This window comes from Paraburkholderia sp. Cpub6 (assembly GCF_014201065.1).
In the GTDB taxonomy this organism is placed as follows: domain Bacteria; phylum Pseudomonadota; class Gammaproteobacteria; order Burkholderiales; family Burkholderiaceae; genus Paraburkholderia; species Paraburkholderia tuberum.
Genome location: NZ_JACHDM010000001.1, coordinates 550,933 through 572,170, shown reverse-complemented (window position 1 = coordinate 572,170; position 21,238 = coordinate 550,933). Strand labels below are relative to the sequence as shown.

General features: G+C 62.4%; 15 protein-coding genes. 3 read left to right on the top strand and 12 right to left on the bottom strand.

Annotation, left to right across the window (positions count from 1 at the left end; genetic code table 11):
- The first annotated feature begins 715 nt into the window (after nucleotides 1-715).
- On the top strand, nucleotides 716-874 hold the full coding sequence (locus tag HDG33_RS02500; protein WP_260330291.1) for a GNAT family N-acetyltransferase: 159 nt from the start codon (nucleotides 716-718) through the stop codon (nucleotides 872-874).
- A 5-nt stretch (nucleotides 875-879) separates the two neighbouring features.
- On the opposite strand, the gene HDG33_RS02495 is transcribed toward HDG33_RS02500, so the two are convergent.
- The 12 genes from HDG33_RS02495 to HDG33_RS02440 all read right to left on the bottom strand — a co-directional run bounded on the left by HDG33_RS02495 (nucleotide 880) and on the right by HDG33_RS02440 (nucleotide 15,714).
- The gene (locus HDG33_RS02495) at nucleotides 880-4,065 is read right to left on the bottom strand and encodes a multidrug efflux RND transporter permease subunit (protein WP_184022304.1); all 3,186 of its coding nucleotides are present in this window, start codon (nucleotides 4,063-4,065) and stop codon (nucleotides 880-882) included.
- 7 nt (nucleotides 4,066-4,072) lie between these two features.
- Complete coding sequence (locus HDG33_RS02490; RefSeq protein ID WP_184022300.1) at nucleotides 4,073-4,636, bottom strand: GNAT family N-acetyltransferase; 564 nt, start codon at nucleotides 4,634-4,636, stop codon at nucleotides 4,073-4,075.
- Nucleotides 4,633-5,154, bottom strand: coding sequence for a GNAT family N-acetyltransferase (locus tag HDG33_RS02485; protein WP_260330290.1), 522 nt, complete (start codon nucleotides 5,152-5,154; stop codon nucleotides 4,633-4,635). The genes HDG33_RS02490 and HDG33_RS02485 overlap by 4 nt, the downstream gene beginning before the upstream one ends.
- A 94-nt stretch (nucleotides 5,155-5,248) precedes the next feature.
- Nucleotides 5,249-6,637: a TldD/PmbA family protein gene (locus tag HDG33_RS02480; protein WP_260330289.1), complete on the bottom strand. Its 1,389-nt coding sequence runs from the start codon at nucleotides 6,635-6,637 to the stop codon at nucleotides 5,249-5,251.
- Nucleotides 6,634-8,073 carry a TldD/PmbA family protein gene (locus HDG33_RS02475; RefSeq protein ID WP_184022294.1) on the bottom strand — a complete coding sequence of 480 codons (1,440 nt, stop codon included), beginning with the start codon at nucleotides 8,071-8,073 and terminating at the stop codon, nucleotides 6,634-6,636. The genes HDG33_RS02480 and HDG33_RS02475 overlap by 4 nt, the downstream gene beginning before the upstream one ends.
- Nucleotides 8,070-9,716: an ABC transporter ATP-binding protein gene (locus tag HDG33_RS02470; RefSeq protein WP_184022291.1), complete on the bottom strand. Its 1,647-nt coding sequence runs from the start codon at nucleotides 9,714-9,716 to the stop codon at nucleotides 8,070-8,072. Before HDG33_RS02470 ends, HDG33_RS02475 begins: the two co-directional genes overlap by 4 nt.
- Nucleotides 9,716-10,828 (bottom strand): ABC transporter permease, encoded by a 1,113-nt coding sequence (locus HDG33_RS02465; RefSeq protein ID WP_184022288.1) that lies wholly within the window; start codon nucleotides 10,826-10,828, stop codon nucleotides 9,716-9,718. Before HDG33_RS02465 ends, HDG33_RS02470 begins: the two co-directional genes overlap by 1 nt.
- Nucleotides 10,782-11,834, bottom strand: a complete 1,053-nt coding sequence (locus tag HDG33_RS02460; RefSeq protein ID WP_184022285.1) for a microcin C ABC transporter permease YejB — start codon at nucleotides 11,832-11,834, stop codon at nucleotides 10,782-10,784. Before HDG33_RS02460 ends, HDG33_RS02465 begins: the two co-directional genes overlap by 47 nt.
- A gap of 7 nt (nucleotides 11,835-11,841) precedes the next feature.
- Complete coding sequence (locus HDG33_RS02455) at nucleotides 11,842-13,740, bottom strand: extracellular solute-binding protein (RefSeq protein ID WP_184022824.1); 1,899 nt, start codon at nucleotides 13,738-13,740, stop codon at nucleotides 11,842-11,844.
- A gap of 175 nt (nucleotides 13,741-13,915) precedes the next feature.
- Complete coding sequence (locus HDG33_RS02450) at nucleotides 13,916-14,662, bottom strand: energy transducer TonB (RefSeq protein WP_184022282.1); 747 nt, start codon at nucleotides 14,660-14,662, stop codon at nucleotides 13,916-13,918.
- Nucleotides 14,659-15,078: a biopolymer transporter ExbD gene (locus HDG33_RS02445; protein WP_090800842.1), complete on the bottom strand. Its 420-nt coding sequence runs from the start codon at nucleotides 15,076-15,078 to the stop codon at nucleotides 14,659-14,661. Before HDG33_RS02445 ends, HDG33_RS02450 begins: the two co-directional genes overlap by 4 nt.
- A 24-nt stretch (nucleotides 15,079-15,102) precedes the next feature.
- Nucleotides 15,103-15,714 (bottom strand): MotA/TolQ/ExbB proton channel family protein, encoded by a 612-nt coding sequence (locus tag HDG33_RS02440; protein ID WP_090800844.1) that lies wholly within the window; start codon nucleotides 15,712-15,714, stop codon nucleotides 15,103-15,105.
- 1,072 nt (nucleotides 15,715-16,786) lie between these two features.
- Here HDG33_RS02440 and HDG33_RS02435 point away from each other — a divergent pair.
- Together HDG33_RS02435 and HDG33_RS02430 are read left to right on the top strand one after the other, a co-directional pair.
- On the top strand, nucleotides 16,787-19,477 hold the full coding sequence (locus HDG33_RS02435) for a TonB-dependent siderophore receptor (RefSeq protein ID WP_184022279.1): 2,691 nt from the start codon (nucleotides 16,787-16,789) through the stop codon (nucleotides 19,475-19,477).
- A 130-nt stretch (nucleotides 19,478-19,607) separates the two neighbouring features.
- Nucleotides 19,608-21,224: a peptide ABC transporter substrate-binding protein gene (locus tag HDG33_RS02430; RefSeq protein ID WP_184022276.1), complete on the top strand. Its 1,617-nt coding sequence runs from the start codon at nucleotides 19,608-19,610 to the stop codon at nucleotides 21,222-21,224.
- Nucleotides 21,225-21,238: the final 14 nt, after the last annotated feature.

Sequence of the window (21,238 nt, the reverse complement as noted above, 5' to 3'; positions counted from 1 at the left end):
CGCACGCGCTACGAAACATCGCAACGGCAAGTTGCACATTTCCCGCTCGCGCACGCGATAAGATGCGGAACTACCGCGAATCGGAGCAACTGGCCGGGACTTCATTCATCGAACCTCGCCTGCGCGAACGCAACCACGCAAGAAGCTATCTTCATCGTTGAGCGGAACTTGATATGACGTATCCACCCGATGCAATTCTTGCTGCGCTGCCCATGAGAACCTCTTTGCTCAAGTTGCGCAGGCATCGCACGGTCGCTCATGCTCATGCGTATTGCGCCATGAGTCGTCCCTTCGTGCTTCCAATCGATCATTTATTTGCGTAAGCGGGGATACCCGTTCACGCGATACACCATTTCTTTCAACCAAGAGGTTCATCTTGCTGCGCGCGGTGTGCGGCTTTCCTGCTCGGACAAACGCATCTTCCTGCGGCGGGTGTTGCTTTATTTGCGCGACCACGGTCAGCCTCGCTCACCGGATTTGCGGACGGCAAATCTAAAGACATAAAAACGATTGGCGAGCTTTGCAACTGGCTATGCCCGGAGGAAGCTGTGGGCCTGAAGTAACATCGGCTATAACCGCCTTGCCGATAGTTGAGTTGCCACATCAGTGAGACCGCCATGACACTTCTATCTTTGGTCTTGCATCCTTCCAGGCGTGTCATCTCAGGTTCCCGGTATCGCGGCGCTTCGAAGGTCGCGGCTTCGCCCGCGAAGGGTTGAGCAACGCAATCGACCACGCCTTTAGCACGCTGCAACTGCATCGCGTAATGGCGAATTACCGGCCCGACAATCTGCGCAGCGCGCGACTCCTCGAGCGGCTCGGCTTTGAAAACGAAGCCCTCGCGCGTGCGTATCTGAAGATCGGCGGCGCGTGAGCCGATCATGTGCTGACATCGCGAATCAACTCGCGCGACTGACGCCGATAGCCATGCAAGCGCCGCAGCGCGCCGCGCGGCCCTTGCTGCGCGACCACCGCCACCACCTGAAACGCGACCGGCGCAAACACCAGCCCGAGCAAGGTCGCCGTCACGACGCCGCCGAACACGCCCGTCCCGATCGACTGGCGGCTTTCCGCACCGCCGCCGCTCGCCAGCACCAGCGGCACGACGCCCAGCAGGAACGCCGACGACGTCATCACGATCGGGCGAAATCGCGCGCCCGCCGCGCGTATCACCGCGCGCGTCAGCGGCACACCGCGTAGGCTCAGGTCGCGCGCGAATTGCACGATCAGGATCGCGTTTTTCGCGGACAAGCCGATCACTGTGATCATCCCAACCTTGAAGTAGACGTCGTTCGGCATGCCGCGCATCAGCATCGCCGCAATGGCGCCGACTACGCCAAGCGGTACGACCATCAACACCGCGAGCGGAATCGTCCAGCTTTCGTATAGCGCGGCCAGCGCCATGAACACCGCCAGCAGCGACAGTCCGAGCAGCAACGGCGTCAGCCGCGCCGCCGCGCGTTCTTCGCGCGCCGCATCGACCCAGTCGAACGCGATGCCCGCAGGCAAGCTCGCCGCGAGCCGCTCCATCGCCTCCATCGCCGCCCCCGAACTGACACCGTTCGCCGCACGGCCGTTCAGATCGAGCGACGGATAGCCGTTGTAGCGCGTCAATGCGACTGGCCCGATGGTCCAGCGGCGCGTCGCAACCGACGACAGCGGCACCATCGCGCCCGACTGGTTCGGCACCGACAACGCCAGCAGATCGGTTTCCGTCATCCGCGTCGACGCATCGCCCGCCACCAGGACGCGGCGCATCCGGCCACCCGCCGGAAAATCGTCGACGTAGTACGAGCCAAAGGTGCTGCCGAGCACGTCCGCAATCCGGTCGAACGATACGCCGAGCGCGTACGCCTTCGCGCGGTCCACGTCGAGTTCGATACGCGGCGCGTCGGGCAGATCCTCGAAATGAATCGACGCCAGCGACGGATCGGCCTTAGCGCGCTCGGCAAGCTGGTCGCGGGCGGCCTTCAACGCGTCGCGGCCCAAGCCGCCGCGATCTTCGAGCCGGAACGTGAAGCCGTCCGAATGCCCGACGCCCGGCACCGACGGCGGCAATTGCGCCTGCACGTTGCCGTCGAGAATCCGGCTGAACGACCGGTTCAACGTGTCGCGCAGCGTCATCGCATCAACGCCGCGCTGGCCCCAGTCTTTCAGCGTGACGAATGACATCGCTACGTTCTGTCCGCTGCCCTCGAAACTCCAGCCGATCACGCTTGTCACGTTCGCCACCGCCGTTTGCATGCGCAAAATCGACTCGGTCTTTTCGACGACCGCGAGCGTGCGCGCCTGCGTCGCGCCGGCCGGCAACTGGATCATCACCTGCAACTGGCCCTGGTCTTCGACGGGCAGGAAGCCGCCCGGCATCCGCCAGTACAACGCGCCGCACAGCAGCAGCAATACGGCATACACCGCGAGCAGCGGCCCGACCCTGCGCATCGCGGCGGCCGTCATGGCCCGGTAGGCGCGCGACGCGCGATCAAAGCCCTGTTCGAAACGCGTCGAGAGGCGCGCGGCAACGCCACGCAAACCGCGTCGCGCGTCACGCTGACGGACCGATTGCGCAGGCGCGCCCAGCAGGTTCGCGCACAACGCGGGCGTCAACGAAAGCGCCATGAAAGACGACACCAGCATCGACGCAATCATCGCGACCGCGAATTGCCGGTAAATCCCACCGACGCCGCCAGGAAAGAACGCCATCGGCACGAACACGGCGGTCAGCACCGCCGTCACGCCGACGATCGCACCGCCGATCTGTTTCATCGCTTTCAATGTCGCGTCGCGCGGCGCCATGCCCTCTTCGTCCATCACGCGATGCACGCTCTCGACCACCACGATCGCGTCGTCGACCAGAATGCCGATCGCCAGCACGAGGCCGAACATCGTGAACACGTTGATCGACAAGCCGAATGCGTACATCGTGACAAACGCACCCATCAGCGTGACCGGAATCACCACTGTCGGCACCAGCGCGTAGCGCAGATCGCGCAGGAACAGCCACATCACGAGAAACACCAGCAAGATCGCCTCGGCCAGCGTGATCAGCACTTCGCGAATCGCAACGTTGACGAAGCGCGCGCTATCGAACGGCACCTGAACCGCGACGCCCGGCGGCAAACGGCTCGCCAGTTCCGCGAGCCGCGCCCGAATCGCGTCCGATGTTTCGAGCGCGTTGCCGCGCGGCCCGAGTTGAATCCCGACCGTCGCCGACGGCTTGCCGTTCAGGCGCGACCAGAACGTATAGTTGTCGCGGCCGATCTCGACCCGCGCGACGTCGGCAAGCCGCACTGCCGAGCCGTCGGGGTGCGCTTTCAGCACGATCTGGCCGAATTCCTCCGGCGACAGCAACTGCCCTTTGACGTTCACCGACGCGCTCAGCTGCTGGCCGTCCACCAGCGGCGCGTCGCCGAGTGTGCCTGCCGCGACGCTCGCGTTTTGCGCGGCAATCGCGGCGTTGACGTCGGACGCGGCGAGGCCGAATTCGCGCAGCTTCATCGGATCGAGCCAGACGCGCAACGCTTCGTCGGCGTCCCACAGTTGCGCGGAACCGACGCCCGGCGCGCGCTTCAGTTCGCGCATGATGTCGCGGCTGAGGATGTCGCTCAGTTGCGCGGAATCGCGCGTGCCATCGGTGGATGTCAGCGCGACCAGCATCAGGAACGTGTTGGCGGCCTTGAAAACGCTGATACCCTGCTGCACCACCTGTTGCGGCAAACGCGGCTCGACCTGCTTGAGCCGGTTCTGCACGTCCATCATCGCGATATCGGGGTTGGTGCCGGGCGCGAAGGTCGCCGCGATTTCAAGGTTGCCGAGGCCGTCGCTGGCGGTTTCGTAGTAAAGCATCCCGTCGGCACCGTCGAGACTTTCTTCGATGATGCTGCCAACGTTCGCATCCACGGCTTCTGTCGATGCGCCCGGATAGACTGCGTCGATCACGATACGCGGCGGCGCGAGTCGTGGATATTGCGCGACCGGCAGTTGCGTCAACGCGAGCGCGCCCGCGATGATTACCGCAAGCGCCAGAATCCACGCAAACACCGGTCGGTCGATAAAAAAGGCGGCCAAGGCATGCTCACGCGTGTGGGTTCGGTGCGAGCGCGACCGGCGAAGCGAACACCGGCGCATCGGCGAAACGGGCCATATGGAATGCATCGACCAGCTGGCCGTCGCGCATCGCGAACGCTGGCGAGCGTCCTTCCTCGACGAAACCGAAGCGCTGGTACAGAGCGATCGCGCGGTGGTTGTCGACGAACACGGTCAACTCCAGCCGACGCAGGCCGAGCAGCGTATCCGCGCACTCGACGGCCGCCGCGAGCAGCGCCGTGCCGACGCCGCGCCCGACGTAATCGTCATGCACGCAGAGACCGATTCCCGCGCAATGCGCCATCCGGTGCATGCGCGGCAACACGTCGATCATCCCGACCACGCGACCGCCCGCCTCCGCGCACAGTCCGAGCGTGTTCGCGGGCATTTTTTCGAGCCAGTTCCCGACCGTCGCGTTCGAGCGATACGGCGTCTGCAACGTGCCATGCCGCGCGCCGGGGCAGTTCATCAACGAAGTGATCGCGTCGAGGTCGGACACTTCGCGGGCGCGGATAATCACATGCGCCGTGTCGGGTTTCAACGAGACGTTCATACGGCCGCCTCGATTTCCGCTTGCAGATGACCCATCGGCGCGCGTAAGCGGCCCATGAACACCGAGTCGATCAGCATGCCGTCGCGCAGCACGGCGCCGCGAAAGGTCGCTTCGTGCGAAAAACCGAACTTGCGATACAGCGCAATCGCGCGATGGTTGTCGGCGAACACGTTCAGCTCGAGACGGCGCAGCCCGTACCAGTTGTCGGCGGCATCGATCAGTTCGGCCATCAGCCGCGTGCCGACGCCCTTGCCCTGCCAGTCGTCGTGCACGCTGATACCCAGCCAGCCGCTATGCGCGCGACGCAGCGCGCCCGGATGCAGATCGGCCGCGCCGACCAGCGTATCGCCCACCAGCGCTGCAATCGCCATCGACGGCGCCGCGAGCTTCGCGAGCCAGCCTTGAGCCTGCTGCAAGGTCGGATACGGACGCATCGGGTTCTGGCGCATCACGCCGGGGCATGAACGCATCGCGTGGAGTTGCGCGGCGTCGTCCGGATGCAGCGGCCTGATGCTCATCTCGACCGGTTCGGCCCCGAACCGTGTCGTGCTCTCAAATATTGTCGTTGGTTCTGTCATTGTTATGGCGTTCAGTCTGTCATCGGAAACTCACTCACAGCGTCAGTTCGAACGAGCGTGCCAGCAAGCCGGGTAGTTTCCAGCCGCCGGTCTGCCGCTCGCCCCATGTTCCATCGTTCAGCAGCAGTTCCGGCTGGGCGTCGAGACGTTCGAGTTCGCTCGACAGCAAACGGTACAGGCTGTCGTCGAAACGCATCGCGTCGACCGGCGCGACGATCTGGCCGCGTTCGACCCAGAACGTCGCGAAACGCGTCATGCCGGTCAACCGGCAATTCATCCGGTCAGAAAAATTCACGTACCAGAGATTGCCGACATACAGCCCGGTATCGAGTGCGGCAAGGATATCGGCGGCGTCGAGATCGCCGCCAGCCATCGCCAGCGACTCGGGCGTTTCGCTGGCGAGCGCGCCGTTCGGCGTCAATCCGTATTCGCGCGCGCTACGGGCGTTGGTCAGTTGCCCGGCGTTGCGGCCGTCGTGAATCAACGGCACGCTGTCGCGCTGATAACCGTCTTCGTTGAAGCGCGGCGTGATATTCAGGCTCAGGTCTTCGGTCATCGACACGCGCGGATCGAGCGCGACTTCGCCGCTGTGCAGCCGGTAAAACGGGCTGCGCGCGGTGGCGTTCGCGCGCGCGGAAAACCCGCCCCACGACGCCGTGCCGACCAGTTCCAGCATCGCCGACGGCGCCAGATACGTGCGATACCGCCCCGGCGACAACGCGCGCGGCGTGTGTCCAAGCACCGGCAAACGTGCGGCGGCCTGTTCGACCTTCGCGGCGAACACGCTGTCGTCCCAGTGGTCGCCGGTGTACGTGCTTTTGATCGCACGGCCGCTCGGGTCGTACAACGACCAGCTAAAGCTGAAGTTGCTGACTTCGTACCAGCCGCGACTGCCGCGCGACGACGAGAAGCCGCGCACCATCGAGCCACCTGCATAGAAGCCGACGAAATCGAGTCCGCGCGCGCTTTCGGTGGCGGTCCGCAACAGTGCGTCGGGCGCGGGCAGCTTGCCGCTGCGGCGCGTCGATTGGGTCCATTGGGTGGCGTCGTACAACAGATGCGGGTCGTCGGGCGCATCGCGCAAGCCGTCGCGCAACGTATTCAGCGCATCGGCGATATCGCGCAGGTCCGTCGCTGGATCGCCGCATACCGTGAAGCTCGAATACGCCTGCCTGGCGCCGTCGATCAGGCGGACGGTCAGTTTGCCTTGCGACACCTGGCCGATCTGCCGAACCTTGCCACCGTTGAAGCGGATAAAGTCGGATTGCTCCGCCGACAGCCGCGTCAACACCACTTCGTCGCCGCTGAGCAACGTGTCGATCGCATCGGCGAGCAGCGCGAAATGCGCGTGCCAATCCGGCGACTGCGCGTTCGAGGCGAAATCGAAGCCGCTCGATGCATTGACTGCATGGGGTGTAGTCATCGCGCGCCTCCGAATACATCGACATGCCTGAACACGCACGGCGGCGACGCATGGCCGACGCGCACCACCTGCGCCGGTTCGCCTTTGCCGCACATCGACGTGCCGAACACTTCGCGCGTGCCGGCATTGCCGACCGCGCTCAGACTGCGCCAGAAATTCGCGGATATGCCGCGATAATTCGGTTGCTTGACGATTTGCGTGAGCTTGCCGTTTTCGATCAACTGGCCGAACTCGCAGCCGAATTGAAACTTGTTGCGGTGATCGTCGATCGACCACGACGTATTGGTGCGCATCAGGATGCCGTGTTCGATGCCGGAAATCATTTCGCCCAGCGTGCTGGTTCCCGGTTCGATATTCAGGTTCGCCATCCGGTCGATCGGCGCGCGATTCCAGCTCGACGCACGCGAATTCGCGACGCCCGCCATCTTTGCGCGCTGTTGCGACAGCGCGCCACCGAGCGGACGTTCGAGCACGCCATCGCGAATCAGATACTGTTTGCGCGCTTCAGTGCCGTCGTCGTCGAATGCGTACGACGCGGCTTCTTCGCGCAACGACGGATCGAATGTCACGTTGAGCAGTTCCGAGCCGTAACGGTAAGTGCCGAACATCTCCGGCTTCACGAAACTCCATCCGGCGAAGTTGCGTTCGTCGCCGAGAATCCGGTCGAGTTCGAGCGGATGCCCGATCGATTCGTGAATCTGCAACATCATCTGATCGGGCATCAGCAGCAGGTCGCGCGGACCAGCCGGACAGTTCGGCGCGGCCAGCAAGGTCAGCGCGTCGGTGGCGAGCCGCACGCCTGCGCCGTCGAACGCGTAGCGGTCCAGCACTTCGACGCCGCCTTGCGCGAGCGTGCCGTAATTGCCGCCGAGCGTGCGCACCTGCGTGTCGCCGTTCGCGTGCGCCGCGACGCTCATTTCCGGCATCACGAGGCAAAAGCGCTGGTCGATTCGCGCGCCGTCGCTGGTCAGATAAACCTGTTCGGTGCGCGTGATCTGCACGGATGCCGTGCGCTCGACGATCCGGTCGTCGATTTTCGCGGCGGCGCATTCGTGCGCGAGACGCGCGAGCCATTCGCCGCGCGTTGGCAGCGGCTGGTCGGCATTGGGCGAGACATACGCGCCGCTGAGCGCTTCGCGCGACACCGCGCGATGGTCGATCAGCGATGCGCCGGCGCTCGCCAGCGCACGTTGCGTCGCGATATCGAGCGCAGCCTGCAAGCCCGCGATGGACAGATCCGTGGTTGCCGCATAGCCTGCGCCCGCGCCGGCCCATGCGGTCAGCATGGCGCCGCGTTCGCGCTGCGTGCGCAGCGGCTGCGCGACGTCGTTGCGCACTTCGTGGTCGTCGATCTGTTCATCGACAATCCGTAAGGACCAGAACGCCGCATTGCTTTTCAACGCACGGGCGGCCTGCGTCCAGCGCGATTCGCTCATTGCAGCACCTCGGGTTCGTCGTGCTCCGGCGCGATCATCGACGCGGCGAGCAACGACTGCGTATAAGGATGTGACGGCGCATGCAGCACGTCGAGCGTGTCTCCCGCCTCGACCACGCGGCCGTTCTTCATCACGATCACGCGATGCGCCATCGCACGCATCACCGCCAGATCATGGGTGATCAATAGATAGCTTAACCGGTACTTCTTCTGCAAGCCCGCCAACAACTTGAGCACCTGTTGCTGGATCGACACATCGAGCGCGCTGGTCGGTTCGTCGAGAATCAGCACTTCCGGTTCGACCGCCAACGCACGCGCGATCGCTATGCGCTGCCGCTGCCCGCCGGAAAACTCGTGCGGATAGCGCAGCATCGATTCTTGCGGCATGCCCACTTCTTCGAGCATCGTCCCCACCCGCGCGCGGCGCGTGCGCGCGTCGATTTCCGGCCGGTGCACCTCGATCCATTCCCCGACGATCTGCTCGACCGTCATACGCGGCGATAGCGACCCGAACGGGTCCTGAAACACCACCTGCATCCGCGAGTACAACGCGCGGCGCGAGTTCGCGCCACGCAAAGCCGACAACGGCGCGCCGTCGATATGGATATGACCGGCGGCGGGCCGTTGCAGACCGAGCAGCGTCGCCGCCAGCGTCGATTTTCCGGAGCCCGATTCGCCGACCACGCCGAGCGTCTCACCGCGACGCAGCGTCAGATCGACCTCGTGCACTGCGCGAAACGTCGAACCGCTGAACAGCGAGCGCCAGCCTTTCGCGGCCGTCCGGTAATCGACCGCGAGGCCTTGCACCTGGAGCACCCGACGCGCGTGCGGTTCGATCGGCTCGATCTCGCGATGCGGTTCGCTGTCGAGCAATCGCTGCGTGTAAGGATGCTGCGGCGCTGCGAACAGCGCCTGGGTCGTATTGGTTTCGACCAGCACACCCTTTTCCATTACCGCCACGCGTTGGGCGAAGCGGCGCACGAGATTCAGGTCGTGCGTGATCAGCAGCACCGCCATGCCGCGATCGGCAGCTTCCTGTTCCTGCAACTCGATCAGCAGATCGACGATCTGCTGACGCACGGTGACGTCGAGCGCGGTAGTGGGTTCGTCGGCGAGCAGCAGGCGCGGACGGCACGCGAGCGCCATCGCGATCATCGCGCGCTGGCGTTGTCCGCCGGATAGTTGATGCGGGTAGCTGTCGATCCGCCGTTCCGGCTCGGGAATGCCGGTACGGCGCAGCAGTTCGATGCCGCGGGCGCGCGCCGCGTTCGACCACAAACCCTCGTGCAAACGCAGGCTTTCGGCGATCTGCTGACCGATCGTGAACAGCGGATTGAGCGCGGTCATCGGCTCCTGAAACACCATCGCGACGTCGGCGCCGCGAATCCCGCGCATCTGCTGCTCGGTTTTCTGCAATAGATCGACGCCGTCGAGACGGATCTGGCCGCTGGTCTGCGCATGTTCGACGAGGCGCAGGATCGACAGCGCCGTGACGCTCTTGCCCGAACCGGATTCGCCGACCAGCGCAACCCGCTCGCCGCGCCCGATCGTCAGATTCAGTTCGCGAACCGCGACCTTGTCGCCGAAACGGATCGAGAACGTGTCGATTTCCAGCAAAGGCTTGTGCAACGTTGCGTCGCCCATCACTTCCTCCCGCCGAACGCCGACCCGCGCGAACGCGTGTCGAGCGCATTGCGCAACGCGTCGCCCATGAACGTCAGCAGCAACAACGTGATCACCAGCGCGGCAAACGCAGATAGCGAAATCCACCATGCGTCGAGATTGTTCTTGCCTTCCTGAAGCAGTTCGCCCAGGCTCGGCGTGGGCGGTGCGACACCCAGCCCTAGAAAGTCCAGACTCGTCAGCGACAGAATCGCGGCGCTCATCCGGAACGGCAGGAAGGTGATTACCGGCGTCATGCTGTTCGGCAGCAGATGACGCCAGATGATCTGCCAGTTGCTCAAACCCATCGTGCGCGCGGCGCGAACGTAATCGAGCGAACGGTTGCGCAGGAATTCGGCACGCACATAGTCGGACAACACCAGCCAGCCGAACATCGACAGCAGGATAAACAGCAGCCACAAACTCGGCTCGAAGATCGACGCGAAGATGATCAGCAGATACAGGTCCGGCATCGAACTCCATACTTCGATCAGGCGCTGCCCGATCAGGTCGGTGCGGCCGCCGTAAAAGCCTTGCAACGCACCCGCCAGCACGCCCAGCACGATACCCGACACCGTCAGCGCAAGCGCCATCAACACCGACAGCCTGAAGCCGTACAGCAATCGCGACAGCACGTCGCGGCCGTATTGATCGGTGCCGAGCCAGTTGGTCGCGGACGGCGACGCCGGAAACGGCCGCGTCGCGAAGTAATCGATCGTGTCGTAGTGGTAGTGATTCGGCGGGTAGATCGCGAAGTTGCCTTTCTCCGTCAACTGCTTGCGGATAAACGGATCGAGATAGTTCGCGCGGGTCGGAAAATCGCCGCCGAACATCGTTTCCGGATAGTCCTTCACGATCGGAAAATAGTTATGGCCGTCGTAACGGACCATCAGCGGCCGGTCATTCGCGAGCACTTCGCCGAGCAGGCTCAGCACGAACAGCGTTGCGAACGCGATCAGGCTCCAGTAACCGAGCTTCTGCCGGCGGAAACGCTGCCATACGCGTCGCCCAGGCGACACGGACACCGGCAACGCGCCGGGCGGCAGTTCATCGGTCCAGGCTGTTGAACTGGATGCGGGGGTCGACGAGGACATAGCAGACGTCAGCAATGAGTTTGGTCACGAGACCAATCAGCGTGAACAGGAACAGCGAACCCAGCACGACCGGATAGTCGCGGCGGATCACCGAGTCATAAGACAGTTGGCCCATGCCGTCGAGCGAAAACAGCGTTTCGATCAGCAGGTTGCCGTTCAGGAAGGCGCCGATAAACGCGGCGGGCAACCCGGTCAGCAGCGGAATCGCAGCGTTGCGCAATACGTGCTTCCACAGCACGTCACGCTTGGGCGCGCCTTTCGCCCGCGCGGTCAGCACGTATTGACGACCAATCTCTTCGAGAAACGTATTCTTGGTCAGGATCGTGACGATCGCGAAGTTGCCCACCACCGACGCCGTCACCGGCAACACGATGTGCCATAGATAATCGAGCACCTTGCCGAACGCGCTGAGTTCGTCGAAGTTATCGGACGTGAGGCCGCGCATCGGGAAGACCTGCCAGAACGTGCCGCCGCCAAACAGCATCAGCAGCAGCACGCCGAACACGAAGCCCGGAATCGCGTAACCGGTCAGCACCATCACGCTGGTGGCGGTATCGAAGCGCGAGCCGTTGCGCACCGCTTTCGCAATCCCGAGCGGCACCGACACGATGTAGGTCAGCACGACCGTCCATAACCCGAGCGTGATCGACACGGGCAGTTTCGAGCGGATCACCGCCCACACGCTCTGATGGTGATAGTAGGACTGGCCGAGATCGAAACGCGCGTAGTCCCTCAGCATCTTCAGATAGCGCGTCAGCGGCGGTTTGTCGAAGCCGAACTGCTTCTTGATCTGCTCCATCTGCTGCGGATCGACGCCCTGGCTGCCGTGATACGCGCTGCCGCCGCCTCCGCCTTCGCCGCCGCGCTGCTGGCCGTGACGCAACTGCGTCATCATCTGTTCGACCGGGCCGCCCGGCACGAACTGCGTCACGAAGAAAGTCAGCGTAACGACGCCGATCAGCGTCGGGATCATCAGCAGCAGACGTTTGACGATGTAGATAAACATAAGCCCCTCACTTCGCCTCGGCGGTATTGGCCGCAGCGGACGGCGGCTTGCGATACCAATAGCTGACGATCCAGTCCTCGCCCTGGAAACTGACCGGCGTCACCGACGGGTAGCCGAGCGCGCTTTTGTACGCGATCCGCGTATCCGGCGCGAAATATTCGGGCACCATGTAATAGCCGTTGATCAGCACGCGGTCGAGCGCATGGGTCGCGGTTTCGAGTTCGTTCAGCGTGCTCGCGCGCATCACCGCGCGCACCAGCGCATCGACCGCCGGCGACCTCACGCCCGGATAGTTCTCCGAGCCGACCTGGGACGCCGATGCGCTGCTGAAACGACGCTCCAGTTCGGAACCGGGAATCGTCACGCGCAGATAGACGAACGTCGTCATATCGAACTCGAAGTTGTCGATCCGCTTCTGATACAACGCACTATCTATCTCGCGCATATGCGCATCGATGCCGAGCAGTTGCAGATTGCGCATATACGCCAGCAGTACGCGATCCATGCCAGGCTGATCGTCGATGATTTCGATCGACATCGGGTTGCCGTGCGCGTCGCGCAACTGGCCGTCGCGCACCGTCCAACCCGCTTCGGCGAGCAGGCCGCGCGCTTCGCGCAGGTTCTCGCGCAACGTGTGCGGCGCAATCGTGTCGGCCTGCCTGACCATTGGACCGAACACGGCCGCCGGCAAACTCGCGCGATACGGGTCGAGCAGCGTGAGTTCGGCATCGGTCGGCACGCCTTGCGCGGCGAACGGGCTATCGTCGAAGTAGCTGTTGGTGCGCCGGTACTGGCCGTAGAAGGTCATCCGGTTCAGCCAGTCGTAGTCGAACGCGAGAGCAAGGGCATGCCGCACCCGCACATCCGAAAACATCGGCCTGCGCGTGTTGAACATCAGCCCCTGCATCTGCGCGCCGTGATCCGGAAAGAGTCTGCGCTGCAACGCGCCGTTCTCGAAGTTCTTGCCGATATAACGGCGCGCCCATTGCATCGAACTGTATTCGACCATCACGTCGGTATCGAGCGCTTTCAGCGATTCGAGCTGCGTGTAATGATCGTGATAGAGCTTGAACGCGACGCGCGCGAAATGGTACATGCCGCGCCGCGACGGCAAATCGGCGGCCCAGTATGCCGGATTGCGACGGTAGACGATCTGCGTGTCGTTCTTGCGCTGCTCGATCAGATACGGGCCGCTCGACACCGGCGGCACGTTGGTCAACTGATCGAACGCGATGCGCGTGCCGTCGGCTTGCATTGCCCACTTGCGCGAGAAAACCGGCAGGTCGCCTGCGATCAACGGCGCGTCGCGTTCCACGTGCCTGAAGTCGAAGCGCACCCGCGACGGGTCGAGCACCGTGGCGCGGCTGATCACCGCGAACTGCGAGTTGAATAGCGGCGATGCCTGCGGGCTGGTCAGCGTATCGAACGAATACTTGACGTCGTCGGCGGTGATCCGATCGCCGTTCGAAAAGCGCGCTCGCGGGTCGATATGAAACACCGCTGATTTGCCATCCGGCGCCACCTCGACGTCGTCGGCGATCAATGCGTATTCCGACGCGAGTTCGTCCCAGCTGCGCTGCATCAGCGTATCGAACATCAGATGCAGGATGTCCGGCGCCGGCGCACCACGCGTCAGGAAAGGATTCAGCGAATCGTAGCTTTGCGCTTCGTCGTAGTTCTGGAAAACCAGCGTGCCGTCGGTCGGCGCATTCGGGTCCGCGTAATCGAAATGCGTGAAGCCGGATGGATACTTCGGCGCGTCGTACTGCGCGATCGACGCCCTCGCGAACGCGGGCGCGGTCGTCAACGGCACGACCAGCAGCCCCGCGACGAGCGTCACCGCAACCCGCGCCGCGAGCATCTTAACGACGCGCGCGCGCGGGCCTCGAAACCTGTCGGTTGTCATCATGCGTGTCTGGACGCAATCGGCTCGTAGCCGATACGCGATGCTTCGAAACCGCGCGGGCGGCGGCGGGTAGCCACCGCTCGCGCGGTTCCGGGTTGAAGGCCGGATGGGTAAATTGCGAAGGCCGGAAGTTCGCGTCGAAGCTGAGCTTATTCGTCGTCGTTACTCGTCGTGGTTACTCGTCGTCGGACGGTGTGGTCTTGAACGAGAACTGAACTTCGCCGACATACGGCTCGGCATTCTTCTCGCACTTGTACGCCTTGCCTGCGGCAATCACGGCTTCGTTGAACACCGACGTCGGCGGCGTGACGCGCATGATCTTCACGTCGCTGACATTGCCGTCCGTACCGATCGTCAGATGCGCGATCACGTCCGCCGAAATACCGTCCGTCAATGCCTTGCGCGGAATCACCGGCTGCACCGACTGGCAATGACCGCGGCCGTCCACCACGCCATGCAGCGCGGGCGGCGCCGGCGGCGCGGCCGGTGCCGGCGCCGCCGGCGCAGGCGTCGGCGTCGGCGAGGCGATCGCCGGAGCGTTCGGAGCCGGATTCGCCGTGGGCTGGATCACCGGCTGCGGCGTCGGTCGCGGCGGCGGCGGCGTCGGGGTCGGCTTCGGTATTTCGTGCTTCGGCTGCGCTTTGGGCGGCGCCGGCGGCGGCTCCAGCTTCTTCACCTCGGGCGGCGGCGGTGGCGGAGGCGGCGGCGCAATCTGCACGCGCATCTCCTTCGGCGGCGGAGGCGGCGGCGGCTGGAACTTCATGTGCGACACGCCCAGAATCACCAGCGCCTCGACCAGCACCGCAACGCCGATCGCCAGCTTCATGGGCATGCGACCGTGATGCGCCGGCGTCGTCGATGCCCAGAGTGCACCGTCCAGGCGGTTTTGCGGATCTTTCATGTCGATGGCCGGTGAACTCATGTCGTCGGGTTCGTGGCCAATGCAACCGAACTGATGCCCGCCGCGCGCACCAGGTCCATCACCTTGACGATATTCTTGTAGCTCGTGCCTTCGTCGCCGGCAATCGCGACATCTACTTTCTTCGAGTCGTGAACCAGACCTTGCAGACGCGCGGTCAGTTCGTCAGGCGTCACGGGCTTCGAATCCAGATAGATTTCGTCCGTCTTCGTCACGCCGATCGATAGCTTGACGGTCTGCTGCAACTGCTCGGCGGTGCTCGATTGCGGCAGGTCGAGCTTGATGCCTGTGCCCTGGATCATCTTCAGCGTCGCGAGCATGAAGAACACCAGCAGGAACATCATGATGTCGATCATCGGGATGATCTCGATGCGCGCTTTCTCTTCACCGCCGAGGTAATGGCTGCGATGGTTTCGCATGGTCCGTCTCCTTGAGTGCCGGCGTCAGACTGCGAAGCGCGATACGAGCAGCGACTTGATGAGGTCGAACTGGTTGACCGTCATCCGGATACGCTTGTTGAAGTAGTTCAGGAAGATCACGCAGATGATCGCGATGGTCAGCCCGCACGCGGTGGCCGTCAGCGCGTGACCGATGCCGCCCGTCACACCGTTCGGGTTCGCGGTGCCGCTGGTGCCGAGCACGTTGAACGATTCGACCATGCCGATGATCGTGCCAAGCAGACCCAGCAACGGGCCGAGCGTCACGGCCGTATCGAGAATCCACAGGTTACGGTCGAGACGCGGCAACTGGAACATGATCGTTTCCTCGATCTCGCGTTCGACCACGGCTTCGCTCTTGCCCTTCACTTTCATCGCCGACTTCACGAGTTCGCCTTGCACGGTCTGCTTGTAGTGCTCGGCCACTTTGGCGGCATCTTCGGGATTGGCTGCATCGACGAGTTTCAGGTCGTGTTCGAGGGTCTTGCCGGCACGCACGGCACGCGAGAAGAACATGAATCGTTCGATGATGATCGCGATGCCGAGCAGGAAGATGAACGCGAGGAGAGGGATCAGACCCATCGACTGGATCGAGTAGTTAATGAGGGTATTCAGCACTGCGGACTCCGGTTAGTACAGGCTCAAGCGGCCGTTGAATAACGGTAGGTTTCGAGATGCCGGCTGCCTTGTGAGTCGCCGGCTAAAGGCCCGCCACCTATGCAAAGCCCGTACCAGGTCAGGCGACTGGTTTGTCCGTAACGAACGTCGCCAGTCCTTACACGGGACGCTTTGCCTTTTATTTCAGGGACTTGCCGAGCGCGACAAAGACCTCGCATGCCCGCCGCTTGCGTGGCGCGCGCGCACGCATATAGCAAAACAAATTTATTTTCGTAATTAGAGTAAGTCCGCTTTCCAATGCTTATTCTGCCAAAGGCTTTAATTCCATATTGCAGAAATGGTGCGAAAAGTCGCACTTGAAGCGTTTTGGTGCAATCTCAGAACATCTATAGACAATTTCATTACATACACCTTTCACATTACTTTCGCTTTAGTATGACAATAGACACCAATTGAAGACCAGCTACCACCCATAAATGCCTACACGTAGCGAGAAGCCACCTTACCGAATCACTTTCTTACACTTATTACGGTTCATTTCGAAGGCACATTAATCGCCCAAAATTAGGGAATTTAATTGCCGTGGGCGGTTTTTTATTTAATGCACCAATTCTGTAATTAAGCATTCGTGCGGTGCGTAAACCGCACCAAATCGTAATTAAAATAAGCCGTCTAACTTTATTTTTTTCTAATGGAAACTTTCCTGCGTTCTGTTACGCGCGAGGAATGCTTTATTTCCAGGCACTACCCTCGCGACACAATTTTCGTAACTCTGAATTCCTAAGCAAATCAATCGCTTCGATGCATTTGCGGAGGCCGCTCAAGGCCTTTCCGACGGTCCGCGACCTCACACATGGCATATCTCGTGCTCTTGCTGCGCTCGCTTCAAGACCAAGGCGCGCGTCCGACACGATCGGCGACGCACCCTGGACGGGATGTGCGGGACGGCGCGGGGATGCGCCGGACAGCGAAGAACTCGCTGACGTCAACGCACTGCAGCGCACGCGCAACTCGCGCCTGCGTTTGCGTGATCGTTCAACGGAAGTGGCCTTAACAACAAGAAGGAGCGGAAGTGAAACAAAAGCGATTGGCCTCAGCCATCAAAAGAATCATCGGAGCCGAGCTGGTGTTGACAGCGGCGTTCGTCCCGCTGGCACACGCACAAAGCCAACCTGATACAGCGGCCGTTCCGACGGCCGCAAGCACGCCAGCGGCGACTCCCCCCGCCGTCAGCAAGCTCGAAAGAGTAGAAGTCACCGGTTCGCTGATCCGCACATCGGACAAGACCGGCAACGTCGAAGTCCAGACCGTTACAGCAAGGGAAATCCAGCAAAGCGGCTACACAACCGTGGCCGACTTCCTGCGCGGCATGTCTGCCAACTCCGCGTCCAGTTGGGGTTCCACCACGATGAACGGCACGGCGCCGGGCGGCTCGGGGATCGCATTGCGCGGTCTGTCCGAGAAGTACACGCTGGTGCTGGTCGACGGCCAACGCGTCGCGAACTACGCACAGGCGGTGAACTTCACCGACACGTTCTTCGACGTCAACACGATCCCGCTGAACATCGTCGATCACATCGAAATCGTGAAGACGGGCGCCGTGTCCGCATACGGTTCCGACGCGATTGCCGGCGTGGTCAACATCATCACGAAGAAGAACTTCCAGGGTCTTCAGATCGACGGGCAGCTCGGCAAGGCACAGCATCCGGGTAACGCTCAGGGCAACTTCAGCGTGCTCGGCGGCTTCGGCGACCTGAACTCGGATCGTTTCAACGTGACGGCAGCCGCCAGCTACTATCGCGATTCCGGTTCGACGCTCGACCAGCGCGACATGACCAAAAACGAAGACTTCAGCCAGTTCCCAGGTGGGTCGGCGGGTCCTCTGGGTCCGAATCAGCAGTCATTCTGGAAACTGCCCGACGGCTCGACCGCCGCGTTGAACCCATGCCCTCCGGGCAGCACTAACGCGGCGGGCGCATCGTGCGTGTACAACAACGCGAACACGTACTCGCTGATTCCACAGACGACGCGTATGAACGCGAAGGTGCGTGGCACCTTCAAGATCAACGACGACACACAGGCTTACGCCGACCTGTGGGCGAGCCGCAACGAGACGGTCCAGTATTTCGGCAGCCCGGCCATCACCAGCACGTCGAACGTGTTCAATCCGCTGACCGGCTCGGTGTCGCAACTCGACCGCACGGTGTCGGCGCTGAATCCGTACAACCCGTACGGTGTCGATACGCCGATCAACCTGACCTTCCCGGGCGTTGCGCAGCGCGCAGACACGGTATCGACGTTCTGGAAGGCGTCGACGGGCGTGAAAGGTTCGTTCACCACGCCGAAGGTCGGCGACTGGGACTGGTCGGTGGACTATGGTCATTCGCAGAGCACGGTCGACACGACGTACTCGAACATGATCAACACGGCCGCGCTTGAAAACATCCTCGGCCCGAACGGCGGCTACAACTTCGCGAACCCGGCATCGACGCCGAACGGTCTGAACGGCCTGTTCCAGGACGACAACCAGCAGGCGATCTCGAAGCTCGACAGCGTGACGGCGAAGACCTCGACCGGCAATCTGTTCAACCTTCCAGCTGGCCCGGTCGGCATCGGTTTCGGTACGGAATTCCGTCACGAAAGCTCGCTGATCAACCCGCGCACGTACTCGTCGCAAGGGATCGTCGTGCCGGCGAACGTTCAGTCCGTCGACGGCGAACGCAACATCGCGGCCGTGTATTACCAGATCGATATTCCGATCATCCACAACCTGACGTTCACGCAAGCGGGCCGCTATGACCACTATAGCGACTTCGGCGGCGCGTTCTCGCCGAACTTCGCACTGCGCTTCCAACCGGTCCAGATGCTGACGACGTACGCGTCGTACAGCCGCGGTTTCCGCGCGCCGACGCTGATCGAAAACTCGCAGGCAACCTACCTGGCTCACCAGAACCTCGTCGATCCGAACGACCCGAGCGGCGTGCCGACCAAGCACTTCACGACGGAACAGATCAACGGCAATCCGAACCTCCAACCGGAGCACACCAAGAACTACAACATCGGCTTCGAACTGTCGCCGGATACGTCGACCGATATCGGTGCAGCGTTCTACAAGATTCATATCGACGGCGTGATCGGTACCGACGATCCGAATGCCGTGCTGGATGCCAACGACCCGTCGAGGGTCGTGCGCAATCCTGACGGCACGATCCGCTACATCGCGCAACAGTTCGTCAACCTCGGCTCGCTGGATACCGACGGCTTCGACATGAACTTCCGCAAGTCGGTCGGCACGAAGTACGGCACGTTCACGCTGTCGGGCGACTGGGCGTACGTGTGGCACTTCAAGCTGAACAGCCCGGGCGCTGCAACGCAGGACTTCGCGGGTAACAACCTCGCGCTGCTGCAACCGTTCGGTGCGTCGAATCCCCGCTGGAAGGGCAACACGAGCCTGACTTGGGATTACCGCAAGATGACCACGACGCTGACCTGGCAGTACACGGGCCCGTACACCAACGCAGTGGCAGCCGAGTTCGGCGACGGTGGCACGGGTTCGGTGGCGTCGTATAGCCAGTTCAACCTGATGATGACGTATCGCGGCTTCAAGAACTGGACGATCTATGGTGGCATCCAGAACATCTTCGACAGGGAGCCGCCGTTCGACGTGGAGTGGCAAGCAACGCCGGACATCACCGGCTACGACCAGTCGCTGTACACGAATCTGGGCCGCTTCTTCCAGATCGGTGCGACCTACCGCTTCTGATCGTCGCAGCGGGCTTTATCGCAGGACCGTAGGTCTCCTCTTGCCTCTTCTTCGTTGTTGAAGAGGATTGGCGGCGGTGCCTCGCGCACCGCCAGCTTTTTTGCTTTTCGGATGCCACTTGGAATACGCAATGAAACCGATTCACGCCAGTCGGGCGGCGTTGGCCGCGTTGGCGCTCGCCCTTCTCTCTCCCGCCCACGCCGTGACGATCCCGCCCGGCGTCACGCTCGCAGCCACCCAGGAACTCACGCGGCAAACACCCGTCGAGGCAGAATCGATCGACCCCGCGCATATCGAATCCTGGGCCGCTAATACCATCGGCCTCGACCTGTTCGAAGGCTTGACGCGAATCGCCGCCGACGGTGCGGTCGTGCCGGGCGTCGCGCAATCGTGGAGCCGCAGCGCGCCCGATACATGGATCTTCAAGCTGCGCCACAACGCGCGCTGGAGTAACGGCGAGCCGGTCACGGCCGCCGATTTCGTCTATTCATGGCAACGCGTGGTCGATCCGAAGACCGGCTCGAAATACACGATTCTGGTCGAGTTCGTGAAGAACGCGAAGGCGATTCTGGCGGGCAAGGCGCCGCTCTCCAGTCTCGGCGTGCGCGCGGTCGATCCGTACACGGTAGAGGTCAGGACCGAAGACCCGACCGCGTTCTTTCCGCAACTGACCGCAATGTCGACGATGGCGCCGGTGAACCGCGCGACGGTCGCGAAGTACGGCGACGAATGGACCCGTCCCGGCCACATGGTCAGCGACGGTGCGTATGCGTTGAGCGACTGGCAACCGGGCAACCGTCTCGTGATGGTGAAGAACGACAAGTACTGGGATGCGAACAAGGTCGCAATCACGAAAGTCACCTATCTGCCGATCGAAAGCGACGAAACGGCAATGCGGATGTATCAGGCCGGCCAGTTCGATTACACGTATACGATTCCGTCCGGCATCTATAACCAGGTCAGCAAGCAGTTCGGCTCCGAACTGAAGACCGGGATGTTTATCGCCACCTACTACTACTCGCTGAACAACGCCGACCCGGCCTTCAGGGACAAGCGCGTGCGCGAGGCGCTGTCCATGGTGATCGACCGCAACCTGCTGACGTCCAAACTGACCGCAAGCGGCGAGTTGCCGCTATACGGCCTGATTGCAAAAGGCACGCAAGGCGCCGCGCAATTCCAGCCCGACTGGGCCGCGTGGCCGATGGCGAAACGCATCGAAACCGCGCGAGACCTGCTGAAACAGGCGGGCTATTCCGCTGCAAAGCCGTTGACGTTCACGCTGACATACAACACCAACGACCTGCACAAGAAGGTCGCGCTATTCACGACGTCGGAATGGCGCACCAAGCTCGGCGTCAACGTGAAGCTCGAAAACGTCGAGAACCGCGTGCTGCTGAAAATGCGCCACGACGGCAAGGTGCAGGCGTCGCGCGACGGCTGGTTCGTCGACTACAACGACGCGATGTCGTTCTTCGACCTGATCCGCTGCAACAGCTTGCAGAACGACCAGCACTACTGCAATCCGAAGGTCGATGCGTTGATCGATCAGGCGAACCAGCAGATGGACGAAGCGAAGCGCACCGCGATGCTAACGCAGGCGCACGACATCGCGATGAACGACTATCCGCTGATTCCGATGTTCCAGTACTCGGCGGTGCGGCTCGTGAAATCGTATGTGGGCGGCTATTCGCCGACCAACTACGTCGATCAGCGGCAGTCGCAGGACATGTACATCATCAAGCACTGAGCGCAAGGAGCCTT

Coding starts and splice junctions, on each gene's coding strand:
- HDG33_RS02490 (WP_184022300.1), bottom strand. CDS start 4,636: ATGAACGTCTCGTTGAAACCCGACACGGCGCATGTGATTATCCGCGCC.
- HDG33_RS02485 (WP_260330290.1), bottom strand. CDS start 5,154: ATGAGCATCAGGCCGCTGCATCCGGACGACGCCGCGCAACTCCACGCG.
- HDG33_RS02480 (WP_260330289.1), bottom strand. CDS start 6,637: ATGACTACACCCCATGCAGTCAATGCATCGAGCGGCTTCGATTTCGCC.
- HDG33_RS02475 (WP_184022294.1), bottom strand. CDS start 8,073: ATGAGCGAATCGCGCTGGACGCAGGCCGCCCGTGCGTTGAAAAGCAAT.
- HDG33_RS02470 (WP_184022291.1), bottom strand. CDS start 9,716: ATGGGCGACGCAACGTTGCACAAGCCTTTGCTGGAAATCGACACGTTC.
- HDG33_RS02465 (WP_184022288.1), bottom strand. CDS start 10,828: ATGTCCTCGTCGACCCCCGCATCCAGTTCAACAGCCTGGACCGATGAA.
- HDG33_RS02460 (WP_184022285.1), bottom strand. CDS start 11,834: ATGTTTATCTACATCGTCAAACGTCTGCTGCTGATGATCCCGACGCTG.
- HDG33_RS02455 (WP_184022824.1), bottom strand. CDS start 13,740: ATGACAACCGACAGGTTTCGAGGCCCGCGCGCGCGCGTCGTTAAGATG.
- HDG33_RS02450 (WP_184022282.1), bottom strand. CDS start 14,662: ATGAGTTCACCGGCCATCGACATGAAAGATCCGCAAAACCGCCTGGAC.
- HDG33_RS02445 (WP_090800842.1), bottom strand. CDS start 15,078: ATGCGAAACCATCGCAGCCATTACCTCGGCGGTGAAGAGAAAGCGCGC.
- HDG33_RS02430 (WP_184022276.1), top strand. CDS start 19,608: ATGAAACCGATTCACGCCAGTCGGGCGGCGTTGGCCGCGTTGGCGCTC.